This window comes from Rhodococcus sp. 05-2255-1e (assembly GCF_002259025.1).
GTDB classification, from domain to species: Bacteria; Actinomycetota; Actinomycetes; order Mycobacteriales; family Mycobacteriaceae; genus Rhodococcoides; species Rhodococcoides fascians.
On record NZ_NOZE01000009.1, the window covers coordinates 220612 to 233730 of the forward strand.

13 protein-coding genes are annotated in these 13119 nt (G+C 65.2%); 5 read left to right on the forward strand and 8 right to left on the reverse strand.

Annotated elements, in window-relative coordinates; translation table 11 throughout:
* The first annotated feature begins 50 nt into the window (after positions 1–50).
* Complete coding sequence (locus tag CH262_RS04320) at positions 51–692, forward strand: TetR/AcrR family transcriptional regulator (RefSeq protein ID WP_094717018.1); 642 nt, start codon at positions 51–53, stop codon at positions 690–692.
* Positions 693–723: 31 nt separating this feature from the next.
* Positions 724–1833, forward strand: a complete 1110-nt coding sequence (locus tag CH262_RS04325; protein ID WP_032368660.1) for a CaiB/BaiF CoA transferase family protein — start codon at positions 724–726, stop codon at positions 1831–1833.
* Between the two features lie 114 nt (positions 1834–1947).
* Here CH262_RS04325 and CH262_RS04330 read toward each other — a convergent pair whose 3' ends face one another.
* Positions 1948–2676, reverse strand: coding sequence for an SIMPL domain-containing protein (locus CH262_RS04330; RefSeq protein WP_230592852.1), 729 nt, complete (start codon positions 2674–2676; stop codon positions 1948–1950).
* Positions 2677–2714: 38 nt separating this feature from the next.
* The gene (locus CH262_RS04335; protein WP_032368659.1) at positions 2715–3266 is read right to left on the reverse strand and encodes a YceI family protein; all 552 of its coding nucleotides are present in this window, start codon (positions 3264–3266) and stop codon (positions 2715–2717) included.
* A gap of 70 nt (positions 3267–3336) precedes the next feature.
* On the opposite strand from CH262_RS04335, the gene dhaL reads away from it, so the two are divergent.
* Positions 3337–5028: a dihydroxyacetone kinase subunit DhaL gene (gene dhaL, locus CH262_RS04340; RefSeq protein ID WP_094717020.1), complete on the forward strand. Its 1692-nt coding sequence runs from the start codon at positions 3337–3339 to the stop codon at positions 5026–5028.
* Here the strand turns inward: dhaL and CH262_RS04345 are convergent.
* Genes CH262_RS04345 through CH262_RS04365 form a run of 5 tightly spaced genes read right to left on the reverse strand, consistent with a single transcriptional unit; the run spans position 5012 to position 8863 of the window.
* Entirely contained in the window at positions 5012–5497 is a 486-nt protein-coding gene (locus CH262_RS04345; protein WP_094717021.1) for a GAF domain-containing protein, read from the reverse strand. The genes dhaL and CH262_RS04345 overlap by 17 nt on opposite strands.
* Entirely contained in the window at positions 5473–6162 is a 690-nt protein-coding gene (locus CH262_RS04350) for a DUF998 domain-containing protein (protein WP_256988707.1), read from the reverse strand. Before CH262_RS04350 ends, CH262_RS04345 begins: the two co-directional genes overlap by 25 nt.
* Positions 6163–6171: 9 nt before the next feature.
* Positions 6172–7230 (reverse strand): hypothetical protein, encoded by a 1059-nt coding sequence (locus CH262_RS04355; protein ID WP_143547062.1) that lies wholly within the window; start codon positions 7228–7230, stop codon positions 6172–6174.
* 56 nt (positions 7231–7286) lie between these two features.
* Positions 7287–7718 carry a very short patch repair endonuclease gene (locus CH262_RS04360; RefSeq protein ID WP_094717026.1) on the reverse strand — a complete coding sequence of 144 codons (432 nt, stop codon included), beginning with the start codon at positions 7716–7718 and terminating at the stop codon, positions 7287–7289.
* Positions 7715–8863, reverse strand: coding sequence for a DNA cytosine methyltransferase (locus CH262_RS04365; protein WP_176456770.1), 1149 nt, complete (start codon positions 8861–8863; stop codon positions 7715–7717). The genes CH262_RS04360 and CH262_RS04365 overlap by 4 nt, the downstream gene beginning before the upstream one ends.
* A gap of 210 nt (positions 8864–9073) precedes the next feature.
* On the opposite strand from CH262_RS04365, the gene CH262_RS04370 reads away from it, so the two are divergent.
* Positions 9074–10867, forward strand: a complete 1794-nt coding sequence (locus tag CH262_RS04370; RefSeq protein ID WP_094717028.1) for an ABC transporter ATP-binding protein — start codon at positions 9074–9076, stop codon at positions 10865–10867.
* A complete protein-coding gene (locus tag CH262_RS04375; RefSeq protein WP_032373324.1) occupies positions 10860–12683 on the forward strand; it encodes an ABC transporter ATP-binding protein in 1824 nt (607 codons plus the stop codon). Before CH262_RS04370 ends, CH262_RS04375 begins: the two co-directional genes overlap by 8 nt.
* On the opposite strand, the gene CH262_RS04380 is transcribed toward CH262_RS04375, so the two are convergent.
* Positions 12680–13021 carry a hypothetical protein gene (locus CH262_RS04380; protein WP_256988708.1) on the reverse strand — a complete coding sequence of 114 codons (342 nt, stop codon included), beginning with the start codon at positions 13019–13021 and terminating at the stop codon, positions 12680–12682. The genes CH262_RS04375 and CH262_RS04380 overlap by 4 nt on opposite strands.
* Positions 13022–13119: the final 98 nt, after the last annotated feature.

The window sequence follows — 13119 nt, forward strand, 5'->3', positions numbered from 1 at the left end:
GGAACCGATCAGCGGGGCTGCGAGCGGTGCGTCGCCTGTAGACTCCCTCGGTGACTGTCGCCGATGATCAGGGCCGCACCTACGCCGGACGATCCTCCGCTGTTCGGAAAGCCGATCGACGAGCTCGGTTCTTGCACGCGGCTATCGAGGTCATCGGGGGACGCGGGTACGCCGCCACCTCGGTGGCGGATATCTGCTCCGCGGCAGGCCTCGCGCGCAGTCAGTTCTACAGTGAGTTCGCCAACCGTGAGGCGCTGCTCGTGGACGTCTACGACCTGATCCAAGACGACGCGCTGGCCGCCGTCGTCGCCGCACTCGACGAGCAGGTCGACCGTGATCGTCGCTCTCTGGTCGTCGCAGCGATGACGGCCCTGGTCGGATCGATCGGAGGTGACCCACGTCGGGCGCGCATCTCCTATCTGGAGATGCTGGGTGTCAGCGATGCCGTCGAACAGCATCGGACGCGCCGTCGTGCGCAGTGGGTGGAGTTCTTCGAGAACACCCTGCGCTCGGAAGTCGGTTCCGATTTCGTTCCCCCGGGTGGATACCGCTTGGCCGCAACGGCATTCCTCGGTGCGCTCACCGAGATCGTCTCCGACTGGTCCCGCACTGCTCCGCCTCGTCCACCCATCGAGCAGATCGTGGACACGATGGTTGCTGTCCTGGCAGCGTTCGTTCCGGACCTGAACTGAACTGCAGCCGGCCGCGCAATACAGTGGACCGATGACAGACGCCACCGGTCCGCTCGCAGGCCTCGTGGTCGCGGACTTCTCTCGTGTGCTCGCCGGACCGTACGCGACGATGATGCTCGGCGACATGGGCGCAGACGTGATCAAGATCGAGCGGCCCGGCAGCGGCGACGACACCCGATTGTGGGGTCCGCCGTACGATTCTGCCGGTACCGCAACGTATTTCAACTCGGTCAATCGGAACAAGACGTCTCGGTTCATCGACCTGCAGTCCGAGAGCGGTGTGGCCGAGGCCCGTGAGATCGTCGCGGGCGCAGACATCGTGATCGAGAACTTCCGCGCCGGAACGATGGACCGGCTCGGTCTCGGCTATTCGGCTGTCGCGCAGACGAACCCTGGCCTGATCTACTGCTCGATCACCGGTTTCGGTACCGGCGGCGGTGCTGCTCTTCCTGGATACGATCTGGTGGTCCAAGCCGTCGGCGGGCTGATGAGCGTCACCGGCCCCGACGCATCCACGCCGACGAAAGTGGGCGTGGCGATGGTCGATATCGTCACCGGTCTGCACGCGCTGAGCGGAATCCTTGCCGCACTGCATCATCGATCGAACACCGGTGCGGGTCAGCGGGTGCACACCTCGCTGATGGCGTCGGTACTGTCCGCACTCAGCAACCAGTCGGCGGCATACCTCGGGGCCGGGGTCGTACCGGTTCCCATGGGCAACAAGCATCCGTCGTTGGTGCCGTACGAGGTGTTCGAGACCGCCGATCGACCGCTCGCGTTGGCCGTGGGCAACGATCGGCAATTTCAGGCGCTGGTCGACGTGCTGGGTACCCCGGATCTGGCTGCGGATCAACGCTTCTCGTCCAATTCTGCTCGCGTCGAACATCGAGATCAGTTGGTCGACCTGCTCAACACGGCGTTGCAGACGCGTACTGCGGACGACTGGTATCGAGAACTGATGGCGCGGCACGTTCCCGCCGGGCCGGTCAATTCCATCGAGGAGGCATTCGCGTTCGCGGAATCGTTGGGTCTCGAACCACGCATCGGGGTTCCAGGGGCAGTGGCCGAGGGCGTCCGAAATCCGGTGGATTTCTCGGCGACCCCGGTGAACTACCGGCTGCCACCTCCGCCGGCCGGCTGAGCCCGCGCGTGGTGGTCCTGCAACTTGTGCTCCACTCCCGGGCTCGAGTCGGCGAATCCCCGGTATGCAACCTCTTCAGTGGAGCAATAGTTGCAGCGGCAGTAACTCGCTGCGCTAGTTCAGCGCCCACTTCACCGACACGGACACGCTGACGGTTTGCTGTCCCGGTTCGATGGGCACTGCCGTGTCGAACGAAGCGGAGTCGCGAAAGCTCGTCGGCTGCTCCTGACCGGTGATCGACTCGGTGATCGACAGAACGTCACCGAGTTCGCCGCCTGCGAGCGACGCATACTGCTCGGCGCGATCGCGGGCGTCGGCGAACGCCCTGGACCGGGCATCGGTGATCAGCTCGGAATCGTCGTCGATCTTGAACGAGACCCCGGAGATTCGGGTCGCGTTGCCACCGGCGGAGGTGGCGTCGCCCAGGACTGCAGACGCCTTCGACAGGTCGCGCACCGTGACCTGCAAGGTGTTGGTGGCCTGATATCCGGAGATGGCCGAGGTGCCGCCCGGCAGTGCTCCGGAGTACTGCGGATCGATCGACACCTGCTGCGTCTGAATGTCCTCGCGCGCGACGCCGGCAGCAATCACTGCGTCGGTCACCTCGGTAACCGCAGCATTGGCCTGTTCGATGGCGGCAGTGACGTCCTCGGCTGTGGCCTGAACGCCGATCTGAGTCGTCAACGTGTCCGGTGCGCCCTGGACTTCGCCCACTCCGTTGACGTTCACTCCGGGAGGTCCGTCCGGGGACGTGGTCGCCGGACTGCTGCAGCCCGCGGTCAGGGCCACGGCCAACACCAGGGCCGATGCGCACGATCCGATCGTCCATCGATTTCGGTTCACCGCCGTAGTGTCCACCATTGCAGGTGAATTGGGAAGGCTCAGGGCTTGAGATACTCGGCGTTGAATGTCACGGTCACTTCGTCTGCCACCTTCATGGCTCCGAACATCTGCGAATACGGCGTGATCTTGTAATCCGTTTGACGCACAGTAGTTTCGGAACCGATCTGCCATCTGTCGCCGGAGTCGGTGACGTCCACGTCCACGGTGATCTCCTTCGAGACCCCGTGTATCTCGGCGGTACCCGCCAAGCGAAATCCGGAGGCAATGGCAGTGATCTCCTCCGAACGAAATCGAATTGTCGGGTACCGGTTGGCATCGAAGGTCTTGAGTGCGTTGGCTTTTGCGACGATCCTCTCCGGCCCGACCAGCGGTGTCAGTCCGCCCTCGCCGTGGATCACCTCGAGTGAGCCGACCTCGGCGGTCAGTGACACCGCGGTGGGGGCGTCCCCGGACCACTCGACCGTCGCGGTCCAGGAGGTCACCGCAATCGTGAGTCGATGCCCCATCTTGGATGCCCTCCCGGTGACATCCGTCCGAACAGCCAGCTGCCCGCCGTCCGATGCGTCGAAAGCCCAGGTCTCGGTGGTCATCTTCGCGACTGTAGACGCGCGGCGGCCCGGCAGCTCACCGAAGCCGACAATGGAGGCTTAGTGTGAAGGAATGTTCTCCAATTCTCCTCGAACATTCGTCGCCGACGCCCTCCGCGGCTTCGTGGCCGCCACCGACGACGTCACCTGGCACGCCGATCCCGGATTTCTCACCCGTCGCTATCGCATCTCCGACGGTCAAGTCGCGCTGCTGTCCGGTGGCGGATCGGGCCACGAGCCGATGCATGCCGGATTCATCGGTCGCGGCATGCTCACCGGCGCGTGCCCCGGCCTGGTGTTCACGTCACCGAACGCCCTCCAAGTACACGAGGCATCCAAGGCCGTGGACTCCGGCGGCGGAGTGGTGCACATCGTGAAGAACTACACCGGCGACGTGATGAACTTCAAGATCGCCCGAGAGTTGTTGCAGGAAGACGGTATTGCGGCCGATGTCGTTCTCGTCGACGACGACGTGGCCAGCGAGAGCGAGGACGGCCCGGGTCGCCGTGGCACTGCCGCGACCATCGTCGTCGAAAAGGTGTGCGGCGCAGCGGCAGAACGTGGCGACAGCCTGCAGGCGGTGGTCGCGCTGGGGCGTCGAACAGCGGAGAACGCGCGCAGTATGGCGGTCGCATTGAACCCGCCGACGCTACCGGGTGCCGACGGGCCGTCGTTCGAACTGCCCAAGGAGGAAATCGAACTCGGCATCGGTATCCACGGTGAGCGCGGCACCGACCGGGTGTCCCGGCTGCCTGCTCAGGAGGTCGTCGAGAAGCTGACCGAGCCCATCGTGAGCTCGCTCGGATTGAACTCGGGCGAATCGGTGATCGCCATCGTCAACGGGCTCGGCGCAACGCACCCGCTCGAACTGCATCTGCTGTTCGGGGAACTCTCGGAGTACCTCGCGGGTAAGGGCATCGAGATAACCCGCTCACTCGTCGGAAGTTTTGTCACCGCGCTCAACATGGGCGGAGCGTCCATCACTCTGGTGCGCGCCGACGACGAGATGCTCGAACTCTGGGACGCCCCCACCGATGCGCCCGGTTGGCCCAACGCGCAGAGCCAAGGTGCGAAACCGGTGGGCGAGCGCGGCGCATTCGGGCCGACGTTCTCGCCGTCCGACACCGGAGAGAAGTCGGCATTCGTCTCGGAGTGGATCGGGTCGTGGGCCCAGCGGGTACTCGACGAGGAGCCCGCTCTGACCGAATTGGATCGTAAGGCGGGCGACGGCGACTTCGGTACCAACATGGTGGCCGCACTGGAACAACTCGACCTCGACGCGATCAAGGAAACCTATTCGGCAGCAACGGTATTCGAAGCCGTGAGCGAGGCCTACCTCGGCCACGCAGGCGGTACGTCCGGTGCACTGTTCGGCATCTGGTTCCGCCAGTTCTACCGAACGATGCTCGAATCCGAGCCATCTGCCGCGGCTGTCGCAGCGGCCGCGCGGGCCGGACTGGACAGCATCACCGAACTCGGTGGAGCCCGCGTGGGCGACAAGACGATGATCGACGCCATTGCCCCGGCTGTCGACGCGCTCGAGAAAGACAGCGGCACCCTGCAGGATGCCGCCGACGCCGCGAAGACCGGAGCCGAATCGACCAAGGACATCACCGCCAACCGCGGCCGCGCCAGCTATGTCGGTGAGGCCGCGCGAGGCGTCGTCGACCCCGGTGCGTTGGTCATGGCCTGGTTCTTCGAGGCGGCAGCAGGCTCTACTCCAGCAAACCCGGGTCGTTCCGCAGGCTCTACTCCAGCGAGCTGAGGAACACCGCCGCGATCGCTTCGAGGCCGGCCTGATCGTGGGCGTCGAAGCGATCGGGTATCGGGCTGTCCAGATCGAATACACCGATCAGTTTCTCGCCCTGGTACAGCGGAACGACGACCTCGGAGCGAGTGTTGGCATCGCACGCGATGTGGCCGGGGAAGGCATGAACGTCGGCCACTCGCTGTGTCTCGCGGGTGGTCGCGGCAGCGCCGCAGACCCCTTTGCTCAGCGCGATGCGAACGCAGGCAGGCTGGCCCTGGAACGGGCCGACCACCAGTTCGGTGCCGTCGAACAGGTAGAAGCCGACCCAATTGACCTCGGGCAGAGCGTGATAGACCAACGCAGAAAGATTGGCGGCGTTGGCGATCAGGTTGGATTCCTCGTAGACGAGGCCCCTGGCCTGCTCGGCGAGCTGCTGGTACTGCTCGACCTTGGACCCGTTCAGTGCTGTCGCGGTGAAGGACATGCGCCGAGTCTAAGCGCACACCCCAGCACCACCAGATACGCCGACATCCCGCCCACCTGCACCCGCTGAGCGATACCGAGGCCGTGATCGCCGGGAAGGTTGTCGGCGATCAACAGCCACGCCGTGGCCAGGGCCGTGATGGCCAGTACCGCGACACCGAGCGTCCGAAGCAGGGGATAGGCCCCATAGCGGAATGCGGCGAGCGTGAACGCGATCATGACCGTGAAAATCGCGAACACCGCGATGGTGCTCGTCAGGGCATGAAGATGATGAAGCTGGGGGAACAACCCGCTGGGCTCGATCGGACAGCTCGGATCGTCGGCGGCCACACACTCGAGTGGCAGTTTCGCGTCGGCGATGGTGGCGATACCGAAGATGCCCGACGCCACCCAGCCGGTGACGACGAGCCGTCGGCGAGGGCTGACGAGGAAACCGAGCACGGCGGCGAGGATCATCAGCGAACCCGTGACCACGTCTGCAGTGGAGAAGAATTCGCGGTACGGCTGATCGCGGGCATCGAGTTCGCTGAGGAAGGATCGAGCCGGGTCGAGCCCGGTATCGAGGAAGAATTCGGCCACCCACGCGGAGTACAGCAAACCGGCGAGGATCAGAAACACCACCGCGATTACTCGGCGGATATCCACACCTTCGGTTTTCGAGCGCACCGACCAAGGCTAACCAGTGAGCTCGTCGGCAGCTGCCACCGCCAGCGCGACGGCGGAGTCGCAGTCGTCCGCCATGACGGACAGCTCGGGAACCGTGCGGGCGTAACGCGCGGCTGAGTCGTCGTTACCGGGCAGGCCGAGAACGGGGTTGCCCAACACGATGTCGGCCGAACACACCGAATCCGAGTCGCGAGTCTCGACGGTGTAACCGCCCTGCCGGATCTTCTCGCGATCTGTCGAACGCAAGTCGCTGTCGTCGTAGGTGAGCGCGACGTCGAGCAGTACCAGGTTGTCCTCGAACGTCGCAGACGACGCCTCGAAGTGGCAGCCGTACGGATCCGCGGCAGGGTTCCACCGGTCGACCGTCCAGGTCTCGGGCAGATGCTCCAGAACGCTGCACGGATCCTTCGTGGCCAACGGAAGGTTGTACCTGGAATCGGCACGTAGTGGGGGATCGCTCACGAGGCCGAGTGCGGTCTCGGTTACGGATTTCGCTGCACTGCAGGCGTCCCCGTCAGCAAGATAGACGTCGATCGTGGCGAAACTACGACCGGATTCGGTGAGAACATCGTCCATGGGCCCGGAGGTGGTGCCGTCGAACTCGTCGCGAAGCGGGAAGCTGACGCGACACGTCCCTCGGGAGGCGTCGTCGAGGTACACCTGTTCGTCGCCGATCGTGACTTGCTCGAAGTTCGGGTCGGCCGGCGTCGGCTGGTATCCGTTCAGCTTGATCGACACGGAGTCCGTGGCGTCCGATCGCCCAGGGTTGACTTCTGCCGAGCAGCTACTCAGTTCGCCGTCCGGCCGGAGCTGCACCACGGTGCCGAGAGCTGTGAGGTCGTCCTCGGTGAGGAAGCCGCAGGGATCCAGGCTGCGGACGAAGGCCGCCGAGTCGGCCAGATAGCGGTCTGCCTCCGACATCTCGAATCCGTACCGGTTCTGCCCCACAGGCGACGCACTGCCGGCGGGGAATGCGCTGCCGAGCAACACCACCGCGCATCCACTGGTCGATACCGACATCGCCGCTGCCATCACCGCAAGCACCCAACTTTTACGCACTGTCCTCATCCCCCGACTCGAATCGACCGATCATCAGGTTGGACGCGCGGGGAGTGCTGTGGGTTTCAGTCGGTCACTATCGGATCTGCAGCAAGATCATCGACGACGCGTTGGGCGGCGACGACCGGGTCCTCGTGTTCCCAGATCCGCACGACGCGCCAGCCTTCCTCGATCAGGCGGGTGTCGGTGTCGCGATCGCGGGCCACGTTGGCAGCCAGCTTGTCGGCCCACCACTGGGCGTTGTTGCGTGGTTTCGTCGCGTGGACGGGGCAACTGTGCCAGAAGCAACCGTCGACGTAGACCGCCACTTTGCGACGGGGAAACACCAGATCTGCTCGACGCCGCATGCCCTTCAGCGGGGCGCGGTCGACGAAATAGCGCAGTCCTCGTCGGTGCAACTCTCGACGCAGCGCCACTTCTGGCTTGGTGTCGCGGCGGCGTTGCTTACTGAGCCGTGCACTGGTTTTCGCGTCGGTGGCGGGGCGTGTCGCGCTCACACCGACACCCGTTGCGTGTACCCACCCATGCGCTCGAGGTGGGCGTCGAGGTCGTCGAGAAAACCGTCGGCGAAGCGGAGGTTGCCGGCTCGCGCGCGCTTGAGGAACCCGGCCGTGGCTCGCGCTGACAGCAGGGTGGAGTCGTCCAGGAAGTCGATCAGGTCCTCGGGCGGTTCGTGCACCGGCATGGTCGAGACGGTCACCTTGAAGCTCGCGCGGTCTCGGCCCCACGCGGCCGTCGGCCAGGCCTGACCGGGCAGCAATGCGGTGTCGCCTGCGACGTCGTAGGGCTTCGGGTCGTCGAGTGCACCGGCCACCCACGACGCCATCCGCACACTGACGGCGTTGCCGACGAGCTTCCAGCGATGCCCGGTACGCACTCCGGCGCGCTCCACCGCGGGCAGCGTCCAGTCAGGATCGAACCCCTGCAGCCGCTCGGCCCCGATGATGCCGGGCGTGACGATCTCCCCGGACGGCAACCGCACGGCCGGCGGACTGGCGATGCCGAGGGACGAGCCGCCCTTGAGGGTGGGGACGGCGTTGACGGCCCAGCCCAGTCCGCGGGTGCCCTCGGTCCAGTAGAAGCCGCAGGGCGCAGTACTCGGATCGCCGTCGGGCAACGGCCCGGCATCCTGCGAGAACAGCACCTCACGCGGATCGTCGGTGCGCGAGGCCAGCATCACCACGCGCTGTCGACGCTGCGGCAACCCGAACGCACGGGCGTCGACGACGCGGTAGGCCCACATGTAGCCGAGGTCCTCTAGCGCGTCGGTGATGTGTCGCATCGCTGCGCCACGTCCGAGTTGCAGCATGAACGGCACGTTCTCCATCAACAGCCACCGCGGGCCGCGGCGACGTGAGACCAGCCGGAACACCTCGTCGACCAGCCCGGAGCGAGCCCCGGTGATGCCTGCCGTCCGTCCGGCCTGGGAGAGGTCCTGGCAGGGGAAGCCGGCGGCCACGAGCTCGGTGCCGGTGGGCAGGCTGCGCAGTGTGGTGACATCGGTGTGCAGCGGAACGTTCGGCATGCGCGCCGACAGCACCGCGCCGGCACCCGGATCGATCTCGCACAACAGCTGAGTCGTCCAGCCTGCCTCGGCCAACCCCAGCTCGAGCCCGCCGATACCGGCGAACAACCCGACCATCGACCGTGTGCTCACGTGTGCCCTTCCCTCGCCCGACGGTTTCACGTTACTCGAGAGCCGGTGCGCTGAAGGTCCACAAGCTGAGCGTCGGTCGAACTTGACCTCGACCGCGCTCGAGGTTCCACACTGGAATGCACGCCGCCGAAAATAGGTTGGAAACTGAGCCTGAGCAATGAAATCATTCGGGCACCGCAATAAGGAGAACAACACGTGTCCACGGGTGTGCTCGACCCCGAAGCCCCAACCGTCGTTGAGCCGAACCCGAATGCTGCGCGGACACCCACGTCGCTGCAGCGTTTCGCGCCGTTCCTGGCCCCGTACAAGTGGTTCTACATCGGCTCCATCGTGGTCTCGCTCATCGCGACTTTGACCGGCCTCATCATTCCGCTGGTGATGCAACGCGTCATCGACGGGCCCATCGCCGACCGCAACTTTTCCGCGGTGTGGTGGCCCGCGGCTTTGATCCTGCTGCTCGGCACCATCGACGCGGCCGGCATCTGGGTGCGTCGATACCTGGTCTCCCGCCCATCGAGCCAATTCGAGATCAGTGCTCGGGCAACGGTATTCGACAAGCTGCAACGGCTGTCGGTCGCGGCGCACGAGAGTTGGGAATCGGGTCAGCTGCTCTCCCGTGCCATCGCCGATCTCGGGTCGCTGCGCCGGTTCATGGCGTTCATCGGTCCGTTCATCATCATCAATGCCGTCACGCTCGTCGTGGGTATCGGTGTATTGCTCGTTCAGGCATGGCAATTGGGTCTGATCATGTTGGTGACATCGGTTCCGCTGGTGATCGCCTGCACCAGGTTCGAGACGCTGTACCGCGTCGTCGCGCGTGATGCTCAGGACCAAGCGGGCGATGTGACGACGACGGTCGAGGAGTCCATTCAGGGCATCCGCGTTCTGAAGGCGTTCGGGCGAAGTGCGCACCTGGGCAAGCAGTTTCTGCGTCAGGCCTACACTCTTCGCGGCACCGAGCTGAAGAAGGTGCGCTATCTCGCGATCATCTGGGCGGTGATCGTCGGACTGCAGCCGATCACCATCGGCGCGATTCTGGCCGTGGGGACCTACTCGATCGTGCAGGGCACGATGACGGTCGGCACGCTCGTCGCTGCCATCGCCATCGTCACGTTCCTGCTGTGGCCGATCGAATCCTTCGGATACCTGCTGGCGGAGTTGAACAATGCGCGTACCGCAGCCGATCGGTACTGGGAGATCATCGACACCCCCGAAACCGTGACGGATCCGGACGACCCCGTCGAACTGCCCGACACGATCCGTGGCCGAGTGCAATTCGACCGCGTCGGATTCACCTTTCCCGACGCGTCCTCGCCGCTGCTCACCGATGTCAGTTTCGTCGTCGAGCCGGGGGAGACCGTCGCGCTCGTCGGCAACACCGGCAGCGGAAAGACGGCACTGACCAACCTCGTTCCTCGTTTGTTCGACGCTACCGAGGGCACCATTTCGATCGACGGTATCGACGTGGCGTCGATGCGGCTGGCCGATCTGCGCTCGATCGTGTCGGTAGCGTTCGAGGATCCGGTGCTGTTCTCGGCCAGTGCGCGGGAGAACATCGCGCTCGGCTCTCCCGGCGCGTCCGATGCCGAGATCACCGAGGCGCTGGAGATTGCCCACGCAACGGAATTCGTCGACCGGCTGCCGTGGGGCCTGGCCACGCGCATCGGTGAGCAGGGCATGAGTCTGTCGGGCGGGCAGCGGCAGCGTCTGGCACTGGCCCGTGCGGTGCTGGGCAAGCCTCGGGTGCTCGTGCTCGACGACCCGCTCTCTGCACTCGATGTGGACACCGAGGCGAAAGTGCAGAAGGAACTACGTCGCGTGCTGGCCCATTCGACGACGTTGCTGGTGGCTCACCGGCCGTCGACTGCGGCGTTGGCCGACCGGGTGCTGTATCTGGAGAACGGAAGAATTGTGGAGCAGGGAACGCACGAGGGACTGCTGGCGACGTCGCCGCGGTACCGCGACGTGATGGGGTCGATCCATGGCTGAGCAGACCGCAACCGCGGACTGGCGGGGAGTGGGTGGCGAGGACTCCGAGGTGGACGCCACCGGAAACCTGGTGTTGGCCGGGCGTTCTCGGCGGCTGCTCGCCTCGTTGGTGCGCCCGTACAAGAAGCAGGCCCTGCTGTCTTTCGTCATCATCCTGATCGACAACATCACCTATGTGGCCGGCCCGCTGTTCGTCGCCTACGCCCTCGACAACGGCGTCGGTGCTGCCGGACAGGGTGATTGGGGTCCGCTGCTGTGGGCCGTGGGCGGATACACCGGCTTCGGCCTGCTCGGAATGTTCACCACCTACGCGTTTCTCACCGTCTCGGGCCGACTCAGTCAGAACATTCTCTACGACCTTCGTGGACGCGTGTTCGACCACGCGCAGAAACTCAGTCTGTCGTTCCACGAGAAATACACGTCGGGACGGTTGATCTCGCGGTTGACCAGTGACGTGGAGTCGTTGCAGACACTGCTCGAAAGTGCGCTCAACGACGCGTTGACGGCCATCCTGTCGATGGTCTCGATTGCCGTCATCCTCGTGTATCTCGATGTTCCGATGGCGATGATCGTGCTCGCCGGCTTCGTACCGCTGGTGCTCGTCACCCGGTGGTCACAGCGACGCCAACGCCAGGGATACCGTCGAACACGGGTGGCGATCGCGCGTGTGGTGGTTCATTTCGTGGAGTCGATGGGCGGAATCCGTGCCGTACAGGTCTTTCGGCGTGAAGGTCGCAACGACGCGATCCTCGAGACCGAGGACTCGGAGTACCGAGACGCCACCACCGCGGCCCTGCGTGGCATGGCGAGCTACACCGGAATCGTTCGGTGGATCGGCAACGTCACTCTGGCGATCATCCTGGTGTTCGGTAGCTGGCGAGTGATCAACGGGCACATGGACGTCGGCGTGCTCGCCGCGTACGTGCTGTACCTTCGCCGGTTCTACGGCCCGCTCGACGAGCTGGCGATGGTGTTCAATGCCTACCAGTCGGCCGCCGCTGCGCTGGAGAAGATCTCCGGCGTACTCGAGGAAGAGCCGTCGGTGGTTGCCCCGAAAAACCCGGTGTCGATCGGAACGGTGAAGGGAGACATCACGTTCGACGACGTGCACTTCTCCTACGGCACCGAGCGCGTCGTGCTGCCGGAGTTCTCGCTGCACGTGCCGGCGGGACAGGTGGTTGCCATGGTCGGCGCGACCGGAGCCGGAAAGTCGACGCTGGCAAAGCTGTTGGCGCGCTTCTACGATCCGACCGCCGGATCCGTGCGACTCGACGGCATCGACATGCGCGACATCTCCGACGAAGACCTGCGCCGCAACGTCGTCATGGTGACACAGGAGTCCTTCCTGTTCTCCGGCTCGGTGGCCGACAACATCCGCCTCGGACGCCCCGACGCGACGGACGCCGAGGTCCGCGCTGCCGCCGAGGCCGTCGGACTGACCGAGTTCATCGCCTCGCTCCCCGAAGGGATCGATACCGACGTGCGTAAACGCGGAGGCCGATTGTCATCGGGCCAAAGGCAATTGGTGGCCTTCGCGAGGGTGTTCCTCGCTGCGCCGTCGGTGATCGTGCTCGACGAGGCGACGTCGAGTCTCGACATCCCGAGCGAGCGGTTGGTGCAGCGCGCACTCGAAACGATTCTGCAGGGCCGGACGGCGTTGATCATCGCGCACCGCTTGTCGACGGTGGCCATCGCGGACCGCGTCCTCGTCATGGCGGACGGGAACATCGTCGAGGACGGCACCCCGGCGGACCTCATTGCGGGAGAGGGCCGCTTCGCGCACCTGCACGAGGCGTGGGAGGACTCGCTCGTCTAGGTCCAGGGGGTGATCGGCGGTTTGACCCACATGATCTTCTCGTCGGCGTGCTGGGGCGTCGCCCCGTCGTGACCCGGGTGCTCGGCCGCCCACGCGGATTTGCGGTCGAGCAACTCGGCCACGATGGTCCACGTTTCCATCGTGCTCGGTGGATGCAGGTCCGCTGCGCGGGCCAGTTTTCGACGGGCGGCGTCGGTGAGATCGAGCAGTTCCGCGCCGCTGATGCCGCGCTCCCAGACGTAGCGCGCCAGAGCGGTCGCCTTGTCCTGTCGGCTCTTCGCGGCCTGCTCGGAATGCGCGAAATCGAACTGGCCGCCGCCTGGGTTCCCTGTCGTCACGGCCATCACCTTAGTAATCGTGAGCGAAATCGACAGGGCCCGGCCGCTGTAAGGCGTCGCACACGGTAGCGGGCCAGAAGTCGACGTCGACGGGGGTC